Genomic DNA, 21,093 nt, shown 5'->3' with positions numbered 1-21,093 from the left:
GCCCAGTCGAGCGTGCGACACTGATCGCACCCGCCCCACCCCTGGAGGATTGTCGTGCGTGTTGCTGCGAAAGCTGCCGAGGTCGTGACCGAGCTGCCCTTCGCGCCGTGGGTCTTCGGCGTCGGTGCGTTCATCGGGCTCGTCGCGATGCTGCTGATCGCCTACGCCTTCAAGAACGTCGGATCGCGCCACTGACCTCGACCACCGGGGGGCCCGACGGAGGGATCGACCCATGACGCAGTCGCCCGCCCGGAGGCAGCGCGTCGGGGTCATGGGCGGGACGTTCGACCCCATCCACCACGGACACCTGGTCGCGGCCAGCGAGGTTGCCGCCCGGTTCGACCTCGACGAGGTCATCTTCGTCCCCACCGGCCAGCCGACGTTCAAGCTCGACCAGGCCGTCACGCTCGCCGAGCACCGTTACCTCATGACCGTCATCGCCACGGCGTCGAACCCCCGGTTCACCGTCAGCCGCGTGGACGTGGACCGCGACGGTGTGACATATACCGTCGACACGCTCCGTGACCTCAAGACGGCACGACCGGACGCCGAACTGTTCTTCATCACAGGCGCGGACGCCATCACGCAGATCTTGACGTGGAAGGATGCGGACGAGCCTTCGCGATGGCGCAGTTCGTGGCGGTCACCCGTCCTGGGCACACGTTGTCGGTCGACGGGCTCCCCGGCGATCGCGTCCAGGTCCTGGAGGTCCCGGCCCTGGCCATCTCGTCGACGGATGTCCGCGCCCGCGAGAGCGCCGGGCAACCGGTGTGGTACCTCGTCCCGGACGGGGTTGTTCAGTACATCGCCAAGCACAGGTTGTATCGAGGAATGTCATGAGTGAAACCGGAGGACGGCGCAGTCGCCGCGAGCTCCACCGGCCCGAGACGGGTTCCGTCGAGGGCGTCGCACCCGACGACGGGTCCGCGGCGCCGCAACCGACCCCGCCGGCCACCTCTCCCACGACGGCACCGGTCTCACGGCGCGCGATGCGCGAGCAGTCCGCCCCCGACGTCCCGACGGCGGCCGGACCGCCCACGGACGCGGTCGCCCGGTCCCGCCGCTCCATCCGGGATACCGCGCTCGATCCGACCAGTGCCCGGCCGGCCCCGCAGCAGGTCCCGACGACGCGACCGGCGCCGTGGTCCTCGGCGTCCCCGTCCTCGGCCGGCTCGGTTCCGGCGCCTTCCTCACCGCCGAGCCCGTCGCGTGTGCCCGCTCCTACTCAGCCGACCGCCTCGGCGCAGGCGTCCGCACCCGCCCGCCCGTCCGCCCCGGCGCAGCCGATCGCCCCGTCGCCGTCGGCACCCGCCGCGTCGCCGGCCCAGTCGGCCTGGGGTCAGCGCGGCGCCGCGCCGGTCGTCGGACCGGCAGGTGCGGCTTCCGCGGCCGCAGCGGGTCCGTCCGGGCCCGCGCTGCCAGGCCGCCCGACGCAGCCCGACCAGGCTCCGCAGCGCACCCCGGTCCAGCCGCCGGTCGCCGCCAGGTCGACCGCCGTGCCGCCTCAGCCGACGGTCGGCCAGCCGCCACAGCCCGCCCGGACGTCCGTCCTGCCGGGTGCCCCGGCCGGTCAACCGGTCGCGACGTCCCGCCCGGCCTCCTCCTTCGCACCAGGCTCCGTGCCCCCGCAGCAGTCCGGTCGCCCCTCGCCGCCGAGCGCCGCCGGCTCCGCCACGGCGCCGACCGACGGCGGTCCGGCGGCCGCCCGTCGCGACGGCCCGAGCTGGATCGCGACCACGCCGGGACCGGCCGCGCCCGCGGCGTGGGCCGCAGCAGCCGCGACGGACGCTCCGGCGGCACCACCAGCCTGGCAGCCCAACCCGGCCCAGGCGCGCGCCACCGCACCGGCGACCAGCCAACCCGCCGACGCGCCCGCGCCCGCTCAGGCCTGGTCCCCGACGCCGAGCACCTCCGCCCCGGGGGTGGGACCGGCCGCCTGGTCGCCGACTCCGACCCCGGCCGCCGCCGAGGGCACGCTCCCGGCTCCGCGTCCAGGCACCGAGAGTGCGCCGATCGGCTTCGGCGCCGGCCCTTTCGCCGAGTCGCCGCGGGTCCCGACGACCCCGGTGGCCGAGGAGGACGACGATGACGAGGACGTCCCGAGGCGTCACCCGTACACGTTGCTGCACTTCCTGGTGCTCGTGCTCGTCGCGTTCGTGCTGGGCTTCCTGATCGTCCTCCTGTTGAGCCGCTCGGGTGGCCTCGGCGCCTCGGGCGACGGCGCGACCCCTCCCGCGGCCTCGGCCGTGCACACGTCATCCGGCCTCACGGCCGACCCCGCCTGATTTCCGACGATCCAAGGAGACCTGTGGCTGCGACCGAACGTGCCATCGAGCTTGCCGTTGCGGCGGCTCGCGCCGCGTCCGACATCAAGGCCGAGGAGATCATCGCCCTCGACGTGAGCGAGCAGCTGGTGCTCACCGATGTCTTCCTCATCGCCTCCGGCAGCAACGAGCGGCAGGTCGGCGCGATCGTCGACGCCGTCGAGGAGTCGCTGTTCAAGCTCGGCGCCAAGCCGATCCGACGCGAGGGCAAGGGCGCGGGCCGGTGGGTGCTCGTCGACTTCGGCGACATCGTCGTCCACGTACAGCACGCCGAGGACCGGGTGTACTACGCGCTCGAGCGCCTCTGGAAGGACTGCCCGGTCATCGACCTGCCCGCCGACGCGCGGGGGACCGACGAGGGCGCCGGCGCGTGACGGCGGGTCGTCTGCTCCTGGTGCGGCACGGCCGCACCGCGTACAACTCGCAGGCGCGCCTGCAGGGCCAGGTCGACATCCCGCTGGACGACGTGGGCCGGTGGCAGGCCCGCACGGCGGCGGCTCTGCTGCTCGCCCGTCACGACCCGACCGCCATCGTCACCTCCGACCTGACCCGCGCCCACGAGACCGCCGGCTTCCTCGCCCGCGCCGCGGGGCTCGACCTGCTGGCGGACCCGCGCCTGCGCGAGCGCGGGTTCGGCGTCTGGGAGGGGCTGACCGGCGAGGAACTGCGCCGCGACTGGCCGGACGAGTTCGCCGTCTGGCGGGCCGGCGGCCAGCCCGAGGGCGTCGGAGCGGAGACCCGCGCCGAGGTGGCCGCACGAACGCTGGAGGGGATCACCGAGCACGTCGGCGCCCTGGGTCGCGACGACACCCTCGTGGTCGTCTCGCACGGCTCGGCGATCAGCTCGGCCGTCGGTGCGCTGCTCGGCATGCCGCAGGACTGGCACGGCTTCACGGGCATGCTCAACGCCCACTGGACCGAGCTGATCGCCACCCGCGGCGACATCGCACCGTCGTGGCGGATGGTCGGGTACAACCTGGGCCCCACCGACGCGTCCTCGGACTGGAACGCCGGACCGGACGCGGGGCACAGCGCCGACAGCGAGACCCGCGACCCCGATTAGCGTTTGGGCGACCGATCGTCGTAAACTCTCCCAGCGCCCGCAAGGGTGTGGTGGCCCGTCACGGCGGGCCGCGGGGCTGTGGCGCAGCTGGTAGCGCACCTGCATGGCATGCAGGGGGTCAGGGGTTCGAATCCCCTCAGCTCCACCATCGTTGCGGTCAGAGGCCATGTCGGGATCCTGAACACAGGAGCCAGACATGGCCACTGACCAGTTACTAGCCAATTCATGATCGTCACTCGACCTGTCTCGGTCGAGTCTGGGGCCACTCGTCGCGTCTTCGTCGCATCTGGCGACACCTGCTGGCCTGGACACCACCACCGTGACGTCGGACACCGAACCGACGATGACCATCTCCGAGCTGGCGACCTACCTGTCGGTCAGCACCCAGGCGCTGTACGACCTGCGCTCCAAAGGCCGCGGGCCCCGCGGGTTCCGCGTCGGGCGGCAGCTGCGCTTCCGTCACTGGAGGTCCAGGCATGGCTGGTACGCCTCGAGGCCGCCGACGGCGACCGGCACCCGCCACGGCGGCCCGGGTGAGCGGCGGTCACGCCTTACCTGCCGTCCGGAGCCGGATCCGCCCTCTTCGGCAGCGGGCTACCGGGCCGTTCTTCGGGAGCGCGACTCGGTGCGTGCCGTCCTCACGTCGCTGTTTGGACTCGCGTTACTCGTCGCGCCGGCCTCTGCCGTACAGATCCTTGGCTCCGCCGCGTTGCTCACGGCCGCCATCGTCTTAGTGGTGAGGTTCGTGCGCTCGCTCCTGCGCGTTCGTCGGCCCACGCGGCTCATCACCATTCCGGGGGTTGTCGCCGTCTGCGTGCTGCAGGCTCTGATCCTTGTCGCTACGACACGTCACGACTTTCTCCTCGTGCCCTCGAACCTCCTCTTCGCCATCGGGCTCCTGGCAAACGGCTGGGCGAACGGCAGTCGTGCGGTCCGAGTGCGCGACCGCGAGCGGAACCGGGACCGAGGGGCGACGTATCTGCTCGCCACCAGCGGGGCGATCTCGGGTCTGCTCGGCATCTTCGCGCTGTCGACGGCCGGTGTCGTGACCGAGATCTTCATCCTGCAGACGGGTGCTTATCTCCTCATCGCCGGCCTGGTCGAGCTCTTCGTGACGATCCACGGCCAGGTAGGTGACCGGTGGTCGTCGGCGAAGGTGCTCGGCCTCGCCGTGGACTGACCCGGACCGTCGCATCCGCTTCCCGTAGTTCGGTTCCGCGTCGGGAACAGCGAGCCAGCACGGACGCGGTTGATCGTGTTACGGCCCTTCGGGGGTCTCGCGGGGCCAAGGCTGGCCGCCAAGGCGCTCGATGTCCGAGTTGAACGACCGAAGCAGAGAGACGAACGTGTCGAGGTCCTCGTCGCGCCAGTGCTCGACTACACGACCGAGGCCCTCCACGATGGCCCTCCGATCGAGCTCCAGCTGATCAACCCCCGCCGCGGTGAGCCGGAACTTGCGGGCGATGCCCCCGCTGGGATCTGGAACCCGTTCGAGGTACCCGGACGCCGTCAGCGCAGCTGTCTGGCGGTTGAGGGTCGAGACGTCCAGGCCGAACGCATCGCCGAGCTCGCCGATCGACATCGGGCCCTGGGTCCGTATCCGGGCGAGGAGCGTGTAGCCGCTGCGTTCCAGTTGAGCTTCCCAGAACGCGGCCGGCGGAGAGGGATGAGGTGCCGGCCCAGCACCATCGTCTCGAGCTCCAGGTCTAGGACCCGATCCGTTCTCGTCCCCATGTCAGCCGAACCCCATCCGCTCGTCATCGGGCCACTCCGCACCGACAAGTTTGCACCATACATGTCTTGTGCTGACTACACATGATGTGTATCGTACACATTATGACCCAGATGACGCCATCCCCCGTCGACGCGAGGTCGACCACCAGCTCCGGCAGCCCGGTTCGCACCAACGCGGTCGTCGCCGTGCTGGCCTTCGCGGGCATCGTTGCCGCACTCATGCAGACCTTGGTCGTCCCGCTCATCGGCCAGCTCCCCGAGCTGCTCGACACCAGCGCGTCGAACACCACCTGGGTTGTTACTGCGACCCTGCTTGCGGCTGCTGTGGCGACACCGGTGAGTGGTCGACTTGGCGACCTCTACGGCAAGCGCAAGATCATGCTGATCCTCGCGGTGCTGCTGATCGTCGGCTCGTTGGTATGCGCACTCGCACCCTCGGTCCTGCCGCTCATCATCGGTCGCGCGCTCCAGGGCGCTGCCATGGGGCTGGTGCCGCTCGGCATCAGCGCGATGCGCGACCTGCTGCCCGCCGAGAAGCTGGGAACCTCGATCGCCCTGATGAGCGCATCGATGGGAATCGGCGGCGCACTGGGCCTGCCGATCGCCGCCGCCGCGGCTGAGCACGCGAACTGGCACGTCCTGTTCGTGGGCGCCACCGTTCTCGCCGTCGCCGTCGCGGTCCTCATCTACATCTTCATCCCGGCGACACCCGTGACCGCGACCGGACGCTTCGACCCGATCGGTGCGCTCGGCCTGGGCGTCGGTCTCGTCGCTCTTCTGCTCGGTGTCTCCAAGGGCGCCGACTGGGGCTGGGGCAGCCCGACCACCGTCGGCATGCTTGTCGGTGCCGTCGTGGTCCTGCTCGCGTGGGGCTGGTACGAGCTCCGCACCGAGTTCCCGTTGGTCGACCTGCGGGTGACCGCTCGCCCCGTCGTCCTGCTCACCAACGTGGCGTCCCTGGTCATCGGGTTCGCGATGTACGCGTCGATGCTGATCGTCCCTCAGCTCATGCAGCTGCCGACCGAGACCGGCTTCGGCCTCGGTCAGGACATGCTCCAGATGGGCCTCTGGATGGCGCCCGGCGGACTCGCGATGATGCTCGTCGCTCCCTTCGGCGCCAAGATCTCCCACGCCCGCGGTCCGAAGGTCACTCTCGTGCTCGGCGCGAGCATCATGGCGGCCGGCTATCTCGCCGCGCTGGCCATGATGGGCCACGCCTGGGGCCTGATGGTCGCCATCATCGTCATCAACGGAGGCGTCGGCTTCGCCTATGGCGCGATGCCCGCTCTCATCATGGGCTCGGTCCCGGTCTCCGAGACGGGGTCGGCCACCAGCTTCAACACCTTGATGCGCTCGATCGGGACGTCGATCTCCGCGGCCGTCATCGGAGTCGTTCTCGCTCAGATGACCACCGACTTCGGCGGCCACGCCCTTCCCAGCAAGAGCGGGTTCCAGCTCGGGCTACTCCTCGGGGCCGGGGTGGCCGTACTGGCAGCGGTGATCGCGGGCTTCATCCCGAGCCGGGACAGCCGAGCTGCCGAAGCGAACATCGAGCACCATGAGAACGAGCCCGTGGCCGTTCCCGCCTGACGCGTCGCGGACGTCGTCGGCGACTTCCACTCGAAGCGGATCCGCGGCTTCCGCACGCTGTCGCCGATCTTGATTCCCCATCACTAAGCACGCCCGCCTCGAGAGAAAGTTGACCGTTGTGACGCGAGACCTGGCAGTTGTCGTAGGCGTCGGCGGGATGGGTGAGGCCATCGCGCGCCGACAAGGGGTGGGCAAGCGGCTGCTTCTCGCCGACTTCAACGTCGAGATCCTGCGGAGAGTCGCCGACACGCTCGCCGACGACGGGTACGACGTCAACACGCATGCCGTGGACGTCTCGGACCGCACATCGGTCGACGATCTGGTCGGGTACGCCTCCGATCTCGGTCCGATCGCGACGCTCGCTCACACCGCCGGACTCTCGCCGGCGCAGGCGTCGGCCGCGGCAATCCTTGCGGTCGACCTCGTCGGCGTCGGGAACGTGCTCGACGCGTTCGGTCAGGCCATCTCGGCCGACGGCGCAGGGGTCATCGTCGCCAGCATGGCTGGGAGCATGGCTGCAGGGCCTGCCCCCGGACCTTGCGATGAGTCTGCGCAGCACGCCGACTGCGGACCTCCTCGGGCTGCCGCTCTGGGGGAACCCGGCGTTCGCGGACCCAGGCGCGGCGTACTCCATCGCCAAGCGGTGCAACCAGCTGCAGGTTCAGGCGGCCAGCATCCCGTGGGGCGCACGGGGAGCCCGCGTCAACAGCATCAGCCCCGGGGTGATCTCGACACCTATGGGCAGGCAGGAGCTGCGCTCCGAGAGTGGCGCGAGGATGCTAAACATGATCGACAGCTCCGGCACCAAGAGGGTCGGAACCCCGACCGACATCGCGAACGCTGCTGCATTCCTGCTTGGTCCGGACGCAACGTTCATCACGGGCACGGATCTCCTGGTCGACGGTGGCGTCGTTGCAGCGGTCCTCAGCGGAGCGGTGACTCCGTAGCCGTGCGGTCCCAGCCCTGAGGCGGCCGACGAGCGGGCCTGACAACTGGTCACCCGAAGGCATCCCAACGTTCGCCGGGCTCATACGCCGCTTCATTGCTGCCGTCGAACGGCGCGAGGCTCGGCCGCGGCCGCGGGCGGATGTCCCTCGACAGTGACGCCCTCGCTGTTGCCGCGCGGGAGGCGTGCACGGTAGCCGCCGAGCGGGCTAGCGACTGCTTGTGCGCTGCCGTGAAGGGTTCGTCATTGCCCGAGGCAATGACGGCGATCTTCGCGGCGCCGTGATGAGCTGCGACGGTCCTCCGCGAGCGGGCGACAGCTGGTCCGCTTCGTGGGCCTCAAGCAGGCTAGGCGAGCGCCCGACCATCTCGACCCTCACGCGATCAGATCGACCGTCGCCCAGGGGGTCTATTTCGCGTTCATGCCGCGCGTTCCGTGCGAGCGGGTTGCGCGCCAGCGTGAGATGCGCACGCCGACGAACAGGACGAGGGCGACGACGGCTAGGACCAGGAGCACCGCGACCGCGCGGACGAGCAGATTCGGGCCTGCTTCGGCGCTAGACATGTGGCCCCCAGTTCGATGGTCGCTTACTCAACCATGGCATTGCGCAGCTCGGCGAACGCGCCGTGCGCAATCTCGTGTCCAAGTGGATCCGGCCGGTCCCGGCAGTCGGAGAGTCCCCTTGTCGACTCGAGCGCCAGAGGGTCCACGGATCTGCGCCCCGCACGCCACCAGACGACTGGCCTCACTCCTCTCGTGAGACCTCGCCCGGGCTCTTGTCGGGTCGCAGCCCGCGCCAGGCCGGGTGTCGCAGGCGGCCGTCGCTGGTCCACTCCGTGAAGGCCACCTCCCCGACGAGTTCCGGACGCACCCAGCGGACACCGCGCACCTCGGCCGCGGGCAGCCGCACGTCGAACGGCGGAGCGGGAGTCTCCAGCGGTCGCAGCTGTGCGAGCAGCTTGTCGAGCATCCGGTGCGTGAAGCCCGTCCCCACCCGACCGGCGGGCCGGAGCGCTCCGTCCTCGGGGACCGCGAGCACGAGCGACCCGATGGTGTCGGCACGGCTGCCCTGGCCCGGGCGCCAGCCGACCACCACGACTTCCTGCGTGCGGACGTGCTTGATCTTGGCCCAGTCGGGCGAGCGGCTGCCGGGTCGGTACGGCGCAGCCCGGCGCTTGGCCAGGATCCCCTCGAGACGGTTCGCCCGGCTCGCCTCCAGGACGTCCGCGCCGGGTCCGTCGAACGAGCCGGGCGTCTGCCACGAGGGTCCCGCGAGGTGGAGATCGTCGAGCAGGCGGCGTCGTTCGTCGTACGGCAGGTCGACGGTCGACCGCCCGTCGAGATGGAGCACGTCGAAGACGAGGTAGACCACGGGGACCGTCTGCGCGAGCCGTCGGGCGGCCGCGTCCCCGACGTGCATGCGCTGCTGGAGCCTGCCGAAGTCCGGCGCACCGCCGGCGTCGAACGCCATCAGCTCGCCGTCGAGGACGACGGGGGTCGAGCCGAGCTGCTCGCCCATCGCGGCGATCTCCGGGTAGGACCGGGTGATGTCGAGGTCGTTGCGCGACATCAGCCGCACGCGTCCGCCATCGACATACGGCACCGCCCGGACCCCGTCCCACTTCATCTCGTACGCCCAGCCGTCGTCATCGGCCGGCAGCTCGCCCGGCACGGCGAGCATCGGCCGCACGAGGTCGGGCAGCCGTTCCCAGTCCGAGCGGGTCGGGGGATCCATCCGGTGCACCATCCAGCTCTTGCCGTCGTCGGGGGCGTCCGCCGGTCGGCCCTCGGGTCGGGTGGCGAACAGCACGTAGCGGCCCTGGACGCGCCGGCCGTGCAGCACGACCTGCACCTCGCGATCGGTCCACTTCACCAGGTCGTAGCTGCCGCTGTCCCAGAGAGTGACCTGTCCGCCGCCGTACTGCCCGGCACCGATCCGGCCCTCGAACGTCGCGTACTCGAGCGGGTGGTCCTCGGTGTGGACCGCCAGGTGGTTCCTCTTCGGGTCCTGCGGCAGCCCCTTGGGCACCGCCCACGACACCAGCACGCCGTCCCGCTCCAGCCGGAAGTCCCAGTGCAGCGCGCGGGCGTGATGCTCCTGCACGACGAAGGTGTGGCCACCGCTCACCGGAGCGTCGTCGCCGGGCTCCGGGACGGGCTCGGGCGTCCGCGCCGGATCCCGCTTGGCGCGGTACTCGGCAAGCGGCTCGTCCTTGTCGGACCCCTGTGGCACGCCACGAGTCTTCCGCCGCGCGGCGATGTGAGCGAGGCGAGGTTGACACCGAGGCCCGACAGGTCGACGTTGGGGTCGTTCGCTCTTGGAGCCCACGAGCAGGACGGTGTGATGGCCATGTCGGTATTCGCCCGCATCGGCGCAATCAATGGTGAGTCGCGCGACGACCGGCACAAGGACGAGATCGACGTCCTGTCGTGGTCGTGGGGTGTGTCCCAGTCGGCCACCCTGGGCCACGCCGGGGGCGGGGGAGCGGGCGGTGGCGCAGGCAAGGCCAGCTTCCACGACTTCACGTTCACGCATCACGTCGACAAGGCGTCGCCGGTCCTGATGAAGGCGTGCGCCACGGGCCAGCACATCGCCGATGCGACGATCACGGCCCGCAAGGCGGGCGAGAGCCAGCAGGACTTCCTCGTCATCAAGGCGTCTGACGTGCTCGTGACCAGCGTCTCCGTGAGCGCGGATGCTGATGCGGACGCCACGATCGAGGTGGTCGTGCTGACATTCGCGAAGGTCGACCTCGAGTACAAGCCGCAGAGGCCGGACGGCACGCTGGACGACGGGGTCCACTTCATCTACGACGTCAAGGCGCAGAAGGGGTAGAGGCCCCCCTCGTACTCGTCGGCGGACACGTGCTCGAGCCACACCGTGCTCTGCGCTGGGTCGTCGGCGCCCTCGGACATCACGAGGTGCTCCATGAAGTCGTCCGGGCTGGCGCCGCGCCAGTGCTCGACCACACGGGACACGAGTTCACTCGCGCGCGATACGAGCGGGCTCGCCGCCAGATCGCGCAGGCCATTCGTCGGCAGCAGACAGACGGAACGATCGATCCGGCGGTCGATCCCGACAAGGCGGCCGCCCTCGTCTTCGCGCCATGCGACGGCGTGCAGATCCAGGGATGCACGACCGCTCCATCGAGTTCCCGGAGCACCTCGACTCCTGTGGCGTGCGATGACGCGGAGGGACGTCGAGGCGTCCTAGGGCCCGAGGTCGAACGGCTCGCGTCGCGGGAGGACGCGGGCTGGACTCTAGCCGCGCCCGCCGTGGCTGACCTGCCCGCCGCGGGACGCACTGGACGAGGAGATCACGTGGAGTACCGACAGCAGGAAAGACCGGCCTGACCGTCTCGGAGGTCGGGTACGGGGCGTGGGGGATCGGTGCATCGGCGTGGATCGGCGCGGTCGAGGACGAGTCCGTCGCGGCGATGCACCGAGCGATCGAGCTCGGCGTGAACTTCGTCGACACGTACGTCCTGGACCAACCCGCTGTGTCCACGGTGATCGCGGGAATGCGCACCGTGCGCAACGTCGAGCGCAACGCCGCGACGAGCGACGGCCGTCGACTGAACGCGGAGCGGCGTGAGATCGTCGGGCGGCACCGCTGGGAGCGCAACATCTATCGCGGGGCGGCCGCGGAGGACTGATCCACTTCAGTCTCTGTCAGGTACCTGGTCGGTCGAGCACGAGCCCTAGTCCGATGCCGAGCATCCAGACGTCCTTGCTGACGGCCGTCCCTGTGGCTGTCGGCCACACGCTCCTGGGCTTGTGCATCGCCGGTGTCCTGAGGTACATCGTGAGCAGGCTGCCTGAGAACGCCGTGAGGCCGGCCCCGACGAGTCGGTTTGGGAGGAACGGGACGAGCAACGCGGCGCCGAGCGCCACCTCACTCGCACCGAGGAGCCGCAGGAACGTCGTCGGAGGCATGTTCTTCAGGAACGGGTACGCCGCTGCCGCTGCGCCGTGCACACCTTTCGCGCGCTCCTCGTCGCCACGCAGCTTCAGCAGTCCCTCATGCAGGATGAACGCCCCGGTGGCTACGCGCGGGGGGATGTCGCGGATGCGCATGTCCCCAGTGAACGCTTGCCCGCGGCATCCGGCATCTCGGGCAACCGACGACCGTCGCCGTCCGAGGCCACCAGTTCTGGACGGCGTCTGGTCTTACGCTCTCTCAACTGGTATACCGGATGCCGTCAGACGGAACACAAATGGGAGTCGGGAGTTCTTCATGCAGGTCGCTGTCCTTGGTGCCGGCGGGAACATGGGCCGTCGCATCACACGCTCGCTCCTGGACGACGAGCGCTACGAGTTGCGCCTGATCGAGCCCAGCGAGCGGGGCCGCGAGCTCCTGGCCGAGATCGGTGCCGCGGCGGTCGACCAGGAAAAGGGGCTGGCCGGCGCCGAGGTCGTCGTCTTCGCCGTGCCGGACAAGATCGTCCGGGGCGTGGCGGCGGAGATCGTGCCATTGCTCGACCCCGGCACGGTGATCCTTTTCCTGGATCCGGCCGCGGTCGCGGCCGAGCGGATCGTGAAGCGCGCGGACATCTCGTGCTTCGTGACCCATCCCACGCACCCGCCGCTGTACGACCTGCTCGCGGAGGAGGACGGCGCCGCACGCCGGGACTACTGGGGCGGCGGGCTCGCGCAGCAGGCGATCGTCTTCGCCTACGCGTGGGGCGACGAGTCCAAGGCCGACGCCGTCGAGATGCTGGTCACACACATGTTCCGACCGATCTCGCGCTCCCACCGGATCACGGTGGACCAGATGGCGCTGCTCGAGCCCGCGCTGACCGAGACGCTGGTGAACGGGTGCGTCGCGGTGATCAAGGACGGCATGCACCGCGTCGTGGCCATGGGCGTCCCCGCCGACGCCGCCTGGGACTTCCTCATGGGGCACCTGCAGATCGGGATCTCCATCATCTTCGACAGGCTCGACTGGAAGCTCTCCGAGGGCGCGCAGCAGGCGCTTGACGAGTCGCGGACGCAGCTGTTCAAGGACGACTGGTTCACGATCTTCGACCGCGAACCGCTCATGGCAAGCCTGCGCCGGATCACCGGGGGAGAAGACTGAGCCCCGTGCGCATCCTCATCCTCGGCGGCACGGGCCTGATCTCCGCCGGCATCACCGCTGCGCTCCTCGAGCGCGGCGACGATGTCACGATCTTCACCCGGGGCAGCACCCCGCACGGCTTCGGCGACCGCGTGCGGGAGGTGCGCGGCGACCGGTCCAACGGCTCTGACCTGGTACGTGCGGTGGGGTCCGACGACTTCGACGCCGTCATCGACATGGTCTGCTACGACCCGGCGGACGTCCCGCCGCTGCTCGACGCGATGCGCGGCCGGGTCCCGAACCTGATCTGGTGCAGCACGGTCGACGTCTACACCAAGGGCGCGACACTGCCGATCACCGAGGACTCGCCGCGGGTGCCGTCGCCGACCTTTCCGTATGCGTACGCGAAGCGGCAGTGCGAGCGGCTGCTCGAGGATTCGGTCGGCGACGGTACGGCCGTGACGCTCATGAGACCGGCGGCCACCTATTCGGGGTCCGCCGTCGCGCCGTTCGGCAGCTATCCGACGATGGTGGCGCGGCTGCGGGCCGGCCTCCCGATCCTGATGCACGGGGACGGCTCGAGCCTGTGGGTCAGCTGCCACCGGGACGACGTCGCCGCGGCGTTCGTCGCGGCCGCCGGCAACCCGCTCGCCCGTGGCCGGGCCTACACGCTCGCGAGCTCCCAGCTGCTCACGTGGGACGCGTACTGGACGCAGGTCGCGCGCGCGATGGGGGTCGGCGAGCCGCAGCTCGTGCACGTCCCGACGGACCTCCTGCACGCGGCAGCCCCGGACCTCGCGGAGTGGTGCTGGATGAACTTCCAGTACGACAACGTGTTCGACTGCGCGGCGGCCGAGCGTGACCTCGGCTTCCGTTCGCGCAGGACGTGGGCAGAAGGGACCGCCGCGTTCGACTTCGACGCCGTGCCCGCGCCCGACCCGGTCGAGGCGTCGCGGTATCAGGCGGTGCTCGACGCCTGGACACGCGCGACCGGGGCGATGGTCGCCGAGGTGGGCGGGAGCGTGCGATGACCGGCCGGCTGACGGTCTCGGCGGACGGCCGCGCGGTGCTTCGCGACGGCGTGCCGACGCCTCTCGTCGTCGACACTGCGTGGAGCCTTTTCAGCGACCCCACACCGCAGGAGCTCGCCTCCTACCTTCGCCTGCGTCGCAGCCAGGGTTTCACCGGGATCGCGGTCAGCACTCTGCCGATCCTCAACGACCGGACGGTGTGGGAGGGCGCACGGCACCCGTTCGCCCGGGACGTCGAGGGGCGCTACCTGTGGGACCAGCCCGACGCGGACTATCTCGCCACCATGGAGACCTACACGGCGGCCATCGCCGAGGCGGGCCTGATGCCGGTGCTCGTCGTGCTCTGGTGCGTCTACCTCGACGGCACCTGGGCGCAGCAGCGCGTGGGGCTGCCGGGCATGCCCGCCGACGTGGCCCTCGCGCACGTCCGTCGGGTGGCCGCGCTGGCCCCGTACGAGCCGATCCTGGTGGTGGCCGGCGACGACGACTTCACGCTGCCGAGCAGCATCGAGGTGTACGACGCGGCGATCGCCGAGCTGCGCGAGCTGGCACCGGACTGCCTGATCACCACCCACAGCACGCCGACCGGCGTGATCCCGGAGCGCTGGGCAGGCCCCGACGGGCTGGACCTGTACCTGTTCCAGTCCGGGCACGCCGAGAGCGACTGGCTCGAGCGCTGCGTCGAGCTGTCGACGAGGTATGCGGCCTACGAACCCCGTCGGCCCGTCGTCAACGTCGAGCCGGTGTACGAGTACCACGGCCACTTCCACGGCGAGGGGCGCTGGTCACCCGCGGACGTGCGACGAGCGTCGTGGACGTCCGTGCTCGCCGGGGCGAACGCGGGGATCGGTTACGGCGCCCACGGGGTGTGGCAGTGGTACACGGCCGCCGGCGAGTTCACCAGCCGTGCGCTGTCGCAGCAGCCGCTCGAGTGGTTCCGCGCGCTCGAGCTGCCCGGCGCACTGGACGTCGCGCTGCTCGCGAGCCTCATGCGCGCGCACGGGCTGCACCGCCTCGATCCGGCACAGCACCTGCTCGGACCCGGTACCCCCGCGGGGGTCCGTGCGGCGTGCACCCCGGACGGCTCGCTGGTCGCGGTGTACCTGCCTTCGCCCGGCGACCTCGCACTCGAGCTGAGCGCCGAGTATCACGCCGAAGCGTGGGACCTCGCCCGACGGGCTCCCCTCGTGGCGACCGGAAGGGCGGTCGGCTCGGGGCTCGTGGTCGAGCAGCTCGACGTCCCCGGCGACGCGGTCCTCCTTCTGCGTCGCTGACGGACCGGCGCGGCCCCCGGGCGTTCGCGGGCCGCGCCCACCCCTGGCTGGTCGCGCGCGGGTCGTCAGTCCTCGGCGTCGTCCAGCCTGAGCACGGTCCCGATGGTGAACGGCGGGACCGTGAGCGTGACGGCGCCGTCATCGGACGCGAAGGGCACCTCGTCGCCACCCGGGAGCACCCGGACGGCGCCGACCCGGCGTCCGCGCACGGTCAGGAGCAGGTCGCGCCGCTCCGTCGGGGGACGCGAGCTGCCGAGGTCGACGATGTGGGCGGTCGCGCCGCCCCCGCCCTCGAACATGGTGATCTCCACGTCGTCGGGTGCGCGGAAGCTCGTAACGAGGCGGGCGTCGCAGGAGGGCGAGCACCAGCGACACGAAGGCGGCCTCGTGGTCCGGGTGTCGCCCGGCCTCGAGCACGCCCGCGCTGTAGACGGCTGCGCCGGCGCCCGACTCGTGCCACGTGACCGACGGCCAGTCGAGGGCAGGACCCGGAGGGTTGGTGATGGTCGAGGCGTAGGCAGATCCCCGCGGATCGGTCCACGGGTGGGTCACCGTGGCCAGCACGGTCGTGCCCCCGCCCGCGCGCACGTGCTCCTGCGGGCTGAGCAGCGTGAGCGGACGACGAACGCTCGCCCGCGGGAAGTGGTCCGCCCCGGCCGGCGTCGGCGCGATGTAGGTCGTCGGGAGGTCGACGCGTTCGATGTGCTCGACGCCCAGCGACCGCAGGCGGAACGTGCCGGTGCGCGCCGCCTCCGGGCCGAGCAGGGACGTCGCGCCGCTCGCGTAGACCGCACCGCCCCGCTCGACGAACGCTTCGATCGCGGCGACCTCGTCGTCGTCGAGGCGCGTGACGTTGGGCAGAACGAGGACGATCCCAGGCTGCAGCCGGTCGAGGTGCTTGCGGGTGACCACGCCGAACGGCACATGGGCGCTCATGAGCGCCACGGCGGCCTGCCGGGAGGCGGGTCGGTGGGCGTTCGGGCCGCTCTGCCACGCGGCCGGCTCGATGGCCTGTGCCGTGGACTCGACCGAGTACGCGCCCTGGTCGAGGTCGTACCCCGCCTCGTAGCTGACGTACACGAGCACGTCCTGGACGGCGGTCCCGCCGAGGTGCGGCTCGAGCTCGGCCAGGCGCTCGAACACAGGCGTGAGCTGGGGATACATCCCTTCTGTGATGCTCCCGTCCGGGTCGGGCTGGTCGATCACCACGAGCGCCGCGTCATTCATCGTGGCCAGCGCGGCCAGCCGCATCAGGTCATCGACGGTCCGCGTGAGCACGTGCTCGTGGATGTCCGGGGAGTTCCAGGTCGAGATCTGCTCGAACGGGTGGCGGTCGCTCAGGCCGTGGAACAGCTTGAAGTCGAACGAGAGCCACGGCTGCTGCGGTAGAGGTCGGACGAGAGCCACGACGTCCACCGGCTGAGCTCGACGCTCCCGCCGTAGAGCCAGTCCTGCGTGTACATCTGGCCCTGGTGCGTGACATCCGCCCCGGGCCGCAGCCGATGGACCACCGACGTCATCTCGTCGACGAAATCGGCCAGCCAGCGCCGTCGGGCGTCTGCGTACCGGACCCAGCCCGCGTCGGTCCAGTCGACGGTCCGTGGCACCCCCGCGCCGAGCTCGGTCTGCGAACGCGCCTCGCACGAGCCGCAGAAGCAGACGGCAGACCAGAACATCATGTCGAGGTTCATGCCCTCGAACTCGTACGCACAGATCTCGGTCAGCTGGGCCGTGGCGAACGCTCGGTAGCCGCGGTCGTTCGGGCACACGACGCTGAACCGCGACGGGTGGGCCGGCGTGGGCATGACGATCTTGCGCCGCGACCCGTCGGCCAGGGTGATCCGGGCCTCGGGGTGAGCCTCCCAGTAGCCGTCGACGAAGAGCAGGCAGTGGTAGACGACGCGGTTGATCCCGCGGCGGGCCGCGCCCTCGAGGAGCCGCGGCAGGATCGTCGCCGCTCCAGGAGCGCCGTGCACGGGTCCCGCGGTGGACGGATAGAACGTGAGCCCGTGATGGCCGTTGGACGGGATCGTCACGGTCGCGACGCCGGCCTCCTGCACGAGGTCGAGGAAGCGCTCGGGGTCGAACTCGGTCAGGAAGCGCGGGTCCCAGTCGGGCACGTGCATGTCGAGCAGGAACCGACGATAGGTAGCGTCGATCGGGGCGGGGCTCGCAGTCGTCATGCTGGCAGTTTGTCAGATGGTATGCCATCATTCAAACATGTCGTCAGGCATGGTGAAGGTGCAGGCTGCAGCGCTGCAGTACTGGGTCGGCGACGTTCTCGAGCGTGCCGGTACTCCGCCCGACATCGCAGGCACCGTCGCCGAGCACCTGGTCGTCGCCAACCAGTCCGGGCACGACTCTCACGGCGTCCAGCGACTGCCGGGCTACCTGGCCGAGGTCGCGGCCGGCACGGTCGATCCGGCGGCTCGCCCGCGGTCGGTGCGGGCGCTCGGCGCGACGATGGTGGCTGATGCTCGCCGCGGCTTCGGGGCCTACACGACGGCGTGGGCGTGCGAGCAGGCTGCGGCCCTCGCGCGGACCCACGGGATCGCCATCGTGGCGGTCCGTCAGTCCTCGCACATCGGCCGGCTCGGCCACTACGCCGAGCTGCTCGCCGCTCAGGGGCTCGTCTCGCTCACCACCGTCGGCATGGCCGGAGACGGCGTCGGCGCGACCGTCGTCCCCGGGACGGGGCTGCGGTTCCTCGGCGCCAACCCGATCACCCTCGGCGTCCCCACGGACGAGCGGCCGGTCGTCGTCGACATCTCCACGGCAACGGTGGCCGAGGGCAAGATCCAGGTCGCCCGCGCCATAGGTGTCGACGTCGCCCCAGGGCTGATCGTCGACAGCTCCGGCCTGCCCACGACCAGCCCCGACGCCTACTTCGCGGGCGGTGGCCTCCTCCCGCTCGGCGGGATGACGAGCGGCTACAAGGGCTTCGGCCTCGGCCTGGCGTCGGCGCTGCTCGGCAGCCTGGCGGTGATCGACGACCTGGAGCCGACGATGATCGGAGCCGGCGTCCGCGACGGCGCCGACCCGTCCGGCCGGACCGCGGGCGTGGCTGTCGTCGTCATCGACCCGTCGGCGTTCGGTATGGCGCACGAGTACCGCGCCGCCGCCGGACGGACCGTCGCTGCCCTTCGTCGGGTGGGCGGAACCGTGCCGGGCGACCCCGAGCGCGACACCCGTACGCGGCGCGCGGACCGGCTCGAGCCCGAGGACGACGATCAAGGCACTCTCCGAGGCCGGGCAGTCGGTCGGGGCGCACGACCTCGCGGCCGAACCGTGACCCTCGTCTTCACGCGCGACCTTCGCGCCGACGACGGCGGGCTGCGGCTCGGGCGCACAGCAGCCGCGGGGCGCGACGTCCGCTTCCTCTCGGCCGACCTCGGTCAGGTGCCACGAGCGGAAGTCGGCGGCATCGGTGCGCTCGTGCATTTCGCCGGGAACATGGTCGACGAGGCCGCGCTCGAGGCTGCACGTGGCCTTCGCGTCGTCGCCCGTCTGGGCGTCGGTCTCGACGCGGTCGACCTGGCGGCATGCACCCGCGCGGGCGTCGTCGTCACGGTGACGCCGGGCGCGGTGGCGCGCCCCATCGCGCTGGGCGCGGTCGCGATGCTCGTCTCGCTCGCGGTCGCGCTGCGCGAGAAGGACGCGTTGGTCCGCGAAGGTGCGTGGGAGCGACGGCTGGATGTGCTCGGCCCTGGGCTCGGCGACGGCACGATCGGCATCGTCGGGCTCGGCCGGATCGGTCGCGAGGTGGTCGCGCTCACGCGTGGCCTCGCGGCACGACACCTCGCGTACGGGCCGCGGTTGACGCCCGAGGCGGCCGCCCTGGTCGGCGCGGACTCGGTCTCGCTGTCGCGGTTGCTCGAGGAGAGTGACGTGATCGTTGTGTGCTGCCCGCGCACCCCCGAGACGGTCGGCCTGATCGGTGCACCCGAGCTCGCGCTGGCGCGGAGCACGGCCCTGGTCGTCGACGTTGCGCGGGGCGGGATCGTCGACGAGGCCGCGCTCGCGGTGGCGCTCACAGCCGGTCGACTCGGCGGTGCGGGTGTCGACGTGTTCGCCGCCGAGCCGGTCGAGCCCGACAACCCGCTGCTCGCGACGCCGCGTACGGTGCTCGCGCCTCACTCGATCGGCTACACCGAGGCGATGCTGGAGGCGATGATGGCCGACGCGCTGGCGTCCGTCGACGACGTGCTTGCGGGCCGGGTACCCGGGCACGTGGCCAATCCCGATGTCCTGGCGGCCGGGCGATGACGACGGTCTGGGACCTCGACGATGCCGACCGGGCGGCGGCGCTCGCACTCGTGCGGACCGGCCGGACGGTCGACCTGAGCGTCCCGATGAGCGCCGACATGCCGCTCGGCCCCAAGGAGACGTTCGGCGGCTACCGGCTTACCCAGTACCGCACGCCCGCGGCGGTGCGCGACCAGGCAGACCCGCCGCCGTTCGACTTCTCGATGGAGCTGGTCAGCGCCTCGATCCACGTGGGCACCCACCTGGACGGCCTCGCGCACATCCACGCCCGCGGCCTCATGCACGGTGGGCTGCGGACGGCGCAGGAGTACGCGGACTTCGGCTGGCGGAGCAACGGGGCCGAGCACATCCCGCCCATCGTGACGCGCGGGGTGCTGCTCGACGTCGCGGGGCGGGCGGGCGTCGACGTGCTGCCGGACGACCACGAGATCAGTGCGGGCGAGCTGCAGGCGTGCGCGTCGGCCGCCGGCGTCGAGGTGCGGCGCGGCGATGCGGTGCTCGTGCGGACCGGCAAGATCTCCGACTTCAAGGCCGGCCGCGAGTCCTACTTCGAGCCCGCGCCGGGCGTCGGCCGGGAGGCGGGCGTCTGGTTGCGCGACCTCGGCGTCGTGGTGGTCGGCACCGACACCTCGGGGACCGAGCCGCAGCCGCTGGCGGACCGGACGGCGACCACGCACGAGGCCCTCCTCATCGACGGCGGGGTCCTCCTGCTCGAGATCCTCGACCTCGACGAGCTCGCCGCGGCAGGGGCGAGCGAGTTCCTGCTGATCTGCCTGCCTCTGCGCCTGGTCGGCGCGACGGGCTCGTGGGTGCGGCCAGTGGCGGTGCTGTGAGTGCCCGGACGGCCGGCCTGCCGCGGTGGGGGCTCGGCACGGTGCCGCTCGGCAACTACCGCGAAGCGATCTCCGACGAGGACGCCGGCCGGGTGGTGCGCGCAGCCTGGGACGGCGGCGTCCGCTACGTCGACACGGCCCCGCTGTACGGCTCGGGCCTCGCCGAGACGCGGCTCGGTCGGGCGCTGGCCGGCCTGCCGCGGGACGAGCTGTGGGTCTCGACGAAGGTCGGCCGCCGGCTCGACCCCCACGCGCCGCCCGACCCGTCGCTGCTTGACCACGGGCGACCGATCTACGTCGACGTGCCCGCCCTGCAGCCGGTGCCCGACTTCACGGCGGCCGGAGTCCGGCGCTCGCTCGAGGGCAGTCTCGCCCGGCTCGGGCTGGACCGTGTCGACATCGCCTACCTCCACGATCCCCAGGGGCACGAGCAGGCCGCCCTCGGCGACGCGCTCCCCGCGCTCGTCCGGCTGCGTGACGAGGGCGTCGTCGGCGCGATCGGCATCGGCACCACCGACGTGGGCTGCGTCGAGCGCATGGTCCGGACAGACGGGTTCGACGTGGTGATGATGGCGAGCCGGCTGACGCTCCTGGATCGCTCGGCACAAGGAGTCGTCGAGCTCTGCCGGCAGCGTGGCGTGGCCGTGGTCGCGGCGGGCGTCTTCAACTCCGGGCTGCTCGCCGACCCCCGTCCGGGCGCCGCGTTCCACTACCGGACGGTCGACGGTCCGACGCTCGAACGCGCACGAAGGATCGAGGCGCTGTGCGCCGAGCACGGCGTCGCCCTTCGCTCGATGGCGATGCAGCTGCCCTTCCGATACCCGGGTGTCGCGTCCGTTGTCGTCGGTGCTCAGTCGGTCCAGGAGGTCGGCGACGACCTGGCTGAGTTCGCGGCCTCGGTGCCCGAGCACCTCTGGGCGCTCATGGAGTCGATCGCCGCCCCCACCGCCGGTCCCGGGTAGCGAGTAGGTAG

Annotated in this window: 20 protein-coding genes, 1 tRNA gene and 2 pseudogenes; 17 read left to right on the top strand and 6 right to left on the bottom strand. The window is 71.2% G+C overall.

Features of this window, described 5'->3' with window-relative positions:
- Positions 1-232 precede the first annotated feature (232 nt).
- The 6 genes and pseudogenes from nadD to AC38ZX_RS14610 all read left to right on the top strand — a co-directional run bounded on the left by nadD (position 233) and on the right by AC38ZX_RS14610 (position 4,567).
- Positions 233-840: pseudogene (nadD, locus tag AC38ZX_RS14635) on the top strand (nicotinate-nucleotide adenylyltransferase).
- Between the two features lie 371 nt (positions 841-1,211).
- Entirely contained in the window at positions 1,212-2,285 is a 1,074-nt protein-coding gene (locus tag AC38ZX_RS14630) for a hypothetical protein (protein ID WP_491294995.1), read from the top strand.
- A 23-nt stretch (positions 2,286-2,308) separates the two neighbouring features.
- Entirely contained in the window at positions 2,309-2,698 is a 390-nt protein-coding gene (gene rsfS, locus AC38ZX_RS14625; protein WP_426592666.1) for a ribosome silencing factor, read from the top strand.
- Positions 2,695-3,387, top strand: a complete 693-nt coding sequence (locus tag AC38ZX_RS14620; protein ID WP_426592665.1) for a histidine phosphatase family protein — start codon at positions 2,695-2,697, stop codon at positions 3,385-3,387. The genes rsfS and AC38ZX_RS14620 overlap by 4 nt, the downstream gene beginning before the upstream one ends.
- A gap of 72 nt (positions 3,388-3,459) precedes the next feature.
- A tRNA-Ala gene (locus tag AC38ZX_RS14615) sits at positions 3,460-3,535 on the top strand.
- A gap of 171 nt (positions 3,536-3,706) precedes the next feature.
- Positions 3,707-4,567 carry a helix-turn-helix domain-containing protein gene (locus tag AC38ZX_RS14610; RefSeq protein WP_491294994.1) on the top strand — a complete coding sequence of 287 codons (861 nt, stop codon included), beginning with the start codon at positions 3,707-3,709 and terminating at the stop codon, positions 4,565-4,567.
- A gap of 78 nt (positions 4,568-4,645) precedes the next feature.
- On the opposite strand, the gene AC38ZX_RS14605 is transcribed toward AC38ZX_RS14610, so the two are convergent.
- On the bottom strand, positions 4,646-4,969 hold the full coding sequence (locus AC38ZX_RS14605) for a MarR family winged helix-turn-helix transcriptional regulator (RefSeq protein ID WP_491294993.1): 324 nt from the start codon (positions 4,967-4,969) through the stop codon (positions 4,646-4,648).
- Positions 4,970-5,223: 254 nt separating this feature from the next.
- Here AC38ZX_RS14605 and AC38ZX_RS14600 point away from each other — a divergent pair, with 254 nt between their 5' ends.
- From AC38ZX_RS14600 to AC38ZX_RS14590, 3 genes and pseudogenes are all read left to right on the top strand, one after another.
- Complete coding sequence (locus AC38ZX_RS14600) at positions 5,224-6,711, top strand: MFS transporter (RefSeq protein ID WP_491294992.1); 1,488 nt, start codon at positions 5,224-5,226, stop codon at positions 6,709-6,711.
- 157 nt (positions 6,712-6,868) lie between these two features.
- Positions 6,869-7,168 (top strand): annotated as a pseudogene (locus tag AC38ZX_RS14595) (Rossmann-fold NAD(P)-binding domain-containing protein); the annotation flags it as partial.
- An 85-nt stretch (positions 7,169-7,253) separates the two neighbouring features.
- Entirely contained in the window at positions 7,254-7,658 is a 405-nt protein-coding gene (locus AC38ZX_RS14590; RefSeq protein ID WP_491294991.1) for an SDR family oxidoreductase, read from the top strand.
- Between the two features lie 744 nt (positions 7,659-8,402).
- Here AC38ZX_RS14590 and ligD read toward each other — a convergent pair.
- Entirely contained in the window at positions 8,403-9,890 is a 1,488-nt protein-coding gene (gene ligD / locus AC38ZX_RS14585; protein WP_491294990.1) for a non-homologous end-joining DNA ligase, read from the bottom strand.
- 117 nt (positions 9,891-10,007) lie between these two features.
- On the opposite strand from ligD, the gene AC38ZX_RS14580 reads away from it, so the two are divergent.
- Positions 10,008-10,493: an Hcp family type VI secretion system effector gene (locus AC38ZX_RS14580; RefSeq protein WP_491294989.1), complete on the top strand. Its 486-nt coding sequence runs from the start codon at positions 10,008-10,010 to the stop codon at positions 10,491-10,493.
- On the opposite strand, the gene AC38ZX_RS14575 is transcribed toward AC38ZX_RS14580, so the two are convergent.
- On the bottom strand, positions 10,466-10,636 hold the full coding sequence (locus AC38ZX_RS14575) for a hypothetical protein (protein WP_491294988.1): 171 nt from the start codon (positions 10,634-10,636) through the stop codon (positions 10,466-10,468). The genes AC38ZX_RS14580 and AC38ZX_RS14575 overlap by 28 nt on opposite strands.
- Positions 10,637-11,094: 458 nt before the next feature.
- Here AC38ZX_RS14575 and AC38ZX_RS14570 point away from each other — a divergent pair, with 458 nt between their 5' ends.
- Positions 11,095-11,313: a hypothetical protein gene (locus AC38ZX_RS14570; protein ID WP_491294987.1), complete on the top strand. Its 219-nt coding sequence runs from the start codon at positions 11,095-11,097 to the stop codon at positions 11,311-11,313.
- A 16-nt stretch (positions 11,314-11,329) separates the two neighbouring features.
- Here the strand turns inward: AC38ZX_RS14570 and AC38ZX_RS14565 are convergent, their stop codons facing one another.
- Positions 11,330-11,734 carry a hypothetical protein gene (locus tag AC38ZX_RS14565; RefSeq protein ID WP_491294986.1) on the bottom strand — a complete coding sequence of 135 codons (405 nt, stop codon included), beginning with the start codon at positions 11,732-11,734 and terminating at the stop codon, positions 11,330-11,332.
- Between the two features lie 160 nt (positions 11,735-11,894).
- Here AC38ZX_RS14565 and AC38ZX_RS14560 point away from each other — a divergent pair, with 160 nt between their 5' ends.
- From AC38ZX_RS14560 to AC38ZX_RS14550, 3 genes are read left to right on the top strand one after another with little or no spacing between them, the layout of a single operon-like run.
- The gene (locus AC38ZX_RS14560; RefSeq protein WP_491294985.1) at positions 11,895-12,737 is read left to right on the top strand and encodes a phosphogluconate dehydrogenase C-terminal domain-containing protein; all 843 of its coding nucleotides are present in this window, start codon (positions 11,895-11,897) and stop codon (positions 12,735-12,737) included.
- A gap of 5 nt (positions 12,738-12,742) precedes the next feature.
- Complete coding sequence (locus AC38ZX_RS14555) at positions 12,743-13,747, top strand: NAD-dependent epimerase/dehydratase family protein (RefSeq protein ID WP_491294984.1); 1,005 nt, start codon at positions 12,743-12,745, stop codon at positions 13,745-13,747.
- On the top strand, positions 13,744-15,021 hold the full coding sequence (locus tag AC38ZX_RS14550; RefSeq protein WP_491294983.1) for an apiosidase-like domain-containing protein: 1,278 nt from the start codon (positions 13,744-13,746) through the stop codon (positions 15,019-15,021). The genes AC38ZX_RS14555 and AC38ZX_RS14550 overlap by 4 nt, the downstream gene beginning before the upstream one ends.
- Before the next feature lie 138 nt (positions 15,022-15,159).
- On the opposite strand, the gene AC38ZX_RS14545 is transcribed toward AC38ZX_RS14550, so the two are convergent.
- Together AC38ZX_RS14545 and AC38ZX_RS14540 are read right to left on the bottom strand one after the other, a co-directional pair.
- A complete protein-coding gene (locus AC38ZX_RS14545; RefSeq protein WP_491294982.1) occupies positions 15,160-16,437 on the bottom strand; it encodes a hypothetical protein in 1,278 nt (425 codons plus the stop codon).
- On the bottom strand, positions 16,359-17,204 hold the full coding sequence (locus AC38ZX_RS14540; protein WP_491294981.1) for an alpha-amylase family protein: 846 nt from the start codon (positions 17,202-17,204) through the stop codon (positions 16,359-16,361). Before AC38ZX_RS14540 ends, AC38ZX_RS14545 begins: the two co-directional genes overlap by 79 nt.
- Here AC38ZX_RS14540 and AC38ZX_RS14535 point away from each other — a divergent pair.
- From AC38ZX_RS14535 to AC38ZX_RS14525, 3 genes are read left to right on the top strand one after another with little or no spacing between them, the layout of a single operon-like run.
- On the top strand, positions 17,203-19,287 hold the full coding sequence (locus AC38ZX_RS14535) for an Ldh family oxidoreductase (RefSeq protein WP_491294980.1): 2,085 nt from the start codon (positions 17,203-17,205) through the stop codon (positions 19,285-19,287). The genes AC38ZX_RS14540 and AC38ZX_RS14535 overlap by 2 nt on opposite strands.
- Positions 19,284-20,120: a cyclase family protein gene (locus AC38ZX_RS14530; protein ID WP_491294979.1), complete on the top strand. Its 837-nt coding sequence runs from the start codon at positions 19,284-19,286 to the stop codon at positions 20,118-20,120. The genes AC38ZX_RS14535 and AC38ZX_RS14530 overlap by 4 nt, the downstream gene beginning before the upstream one ends.
- Positions 20,117-21,082 (top strand): aldo/keto reductase, encoded by a 966-nt coding sequence (locus AC38ZX_RS14525; RefSeq protein WP_491294978.1) that lies wholly within the window; start codon positions 20,117-20,119, stop codon positions 21,080-21,082. The genes AC38ZX_RS14530 and AC38ZX_RS14525 overlap by 4 nt, the downstream gene beginning before the upstream one ends.
- Positions 21,083-21,093: the final 11 nt, after the last annotated feature.

This window comes from Cellulomonas sp. McL0606, from assembly GCF_058248365.1.
The sequence above is the reverse complement of the archived record's forward strand: the minus strand, read 5'-3'. Positions and strand labels throughout refer to the sequence as shown.

Excerpts from the sequence above, each read along its gene's own strand:
- AC38ZX_RS14605 (WP_491294993.1), bottom strand. The coding sequence starts at position 4,969 with ATGTCGATCGGCGAGCTCGGCGATGCGTTCGGCCTGGACGTCTCGACC.
- AC38ZX_RS14600 (WP_491294992.1), top strand. The coding sequence starts at position 5,224 with ATGACCCAGATGACGCCATCCCCCGTCGACGCGAGGTCGACCACCAGC.
- AC38ZX_RS14590 (WP_491294991.1), top strand. The coding sequence starts at position 7,254 with ATGAGTCTGCGCAGCACGCCGACTGCGGACCTCCTCGGGCTGCCGCTC.
- AC38ZX_RS14580 (WP_491294989.1), top strand. The coding sequence starts at position 10,008 with ATGTCGGTATTCGCCCGCATCGGCGCAATCAATGGTGAGTCGCGCGAC.
- AC38ZX_RS14570 (WP_491294987.1), top strand. The coding sequence starts at position 11,095 with ATGCACCGAGCGATCGAGCTCGGCGTGAACTTCGTCGACACGTACGTC.
- AC38ZX_RS14565 (WP_491294986.1), bottom strand. The coding sequence starts at position 11,734 with ATGCGCATCCGCGACATCCCCCCGCGCGTAGCCACCGGGGCGTTCATC.
- AC38ZX_RS14560 (WP_491294985.1), top strand. The coding sequence starts at position 11,895 with ATGCAGGTCGCTGTCCTTGGTGCCGGCGGGAACATGGGCCGTCGCATC.
- AC38ZX_RS14550 (WP_491294983.1), top strand. The coding sequence starts at position 13,744 with ATGACCGGCCGGCTGACGGTCTCGGCGGACGGCCGCGCGGTGCTTCGC.
- AC38ZX_RS14535 (WP_491294980.1), top strand. The coding sequence starts at position 17,203 with ATGCTGGCAGTTTGTCAGATGGTATGCCATCATTCAAACATGTCGTCA.
- AC38ZX_RS14540 (WP_491294981.1), bottom strand. The coding sequence starts at position 17,204 with ATGACGACTGCGAGCCCCGCCCCGATCGACGCTACCTATCGTCGGTTC.
- AC38ZX_RS14530 (WP_491294979.1), top strand. The coding sequence starts at position 19,284 with ATGACGACGGTCTGGGACCTCGACGATGCCGACCGGGCGGCGGCGCTC.